Source organism: Bradyrhizobium sp. PRIMUS42 (assembly GCF_023006515.1).
Taxonomy (GTDB): domain Bacteria; phylum Pseudomonadota; class Alphaproteobacteria; order Rhizobiales; family Xanthobacteraceae; genus Bradyrhizobium.
This window is the reverse complement of record NZ_JALBGZ010001430.1, coordinates 1-662: the sequence shown is the minus strand read 5'-3', so window position 1 is coordinate 662 and position 662 is coordinate 1. Positions and strand designations below refer to the sequence as shown.

Annotated in this window: 2 pseudogenes; both read left to right on the top strand. The window is 62.1% G+C overall.

Annotated features, from left to right (window positions below):
• Positions 1–236: pseudogene (locus MOV75_RS40865) on the top strand (hypothetical protein); the annotation flags it as partial.
• A gap of 72 nt (positions 237–308) precedes the next feature.
• Positions 309–662, top strand: a pseudogene (locus MOV75_RS40860) (hypothetical protein); the annotation flags it as partial.

The following is a 662-nucleotide window of genomic DNA, read 5'->3' as shown; positions in this document are numbered from 1 at the left end:
CCTGCCGCGCGCCGGCCATGCGCGGCAAGCTTCGCTGCCGCATGCACGGCGGTGCGCCGGGATCTGGCGCGCCATGGGGAAACCGCAACGCGCGCAAGCATGGCACCTTCACACAGGAGCGGATCGCGGAGCGAAGGGCGATCCGGACGCTGCTGGGCGAGGCGGGAAAGCTGCTGATGGATTTAGATCGCGCCCCGCAAGGACGGATCAAATCATCTGAGACCGGGAGCGGATGATCCAGGAACAGGCCATATGGCATGTGGTCTATTCAACCCAATGTCGGCGGCGTCCAATCTTAACGGAGGTTAGTGGAACTCAACGAAAGTTCCTCGATTCCTGCGCGTTTAGGGGCGCTGCCGTATTTAGCTCAAAATTGTTTTGTCTCTGCGGCGGGGCGGGCTTCATCAACCTGGAGACCTGCGATGTACCGTTACGTTGCGTTTGCGTTTGCTTTTGGTTTCATTATCGCAATTTCCTCTGGCGTAGCCGATGCGCGCCCCTTCCGATCTCACCTCGCGGCGCCGCCCGAATGCAACGTCATCATGCCGTGCGACTTCTCCGGTTCGAACATGCAGGGTCGCACGACGTCGTCGCCATTTCGCGCGCCACGCGAGGTGACGGGGCGCACCGCTGGGACGCGGATTGCCACGGCGGAAGGCGCG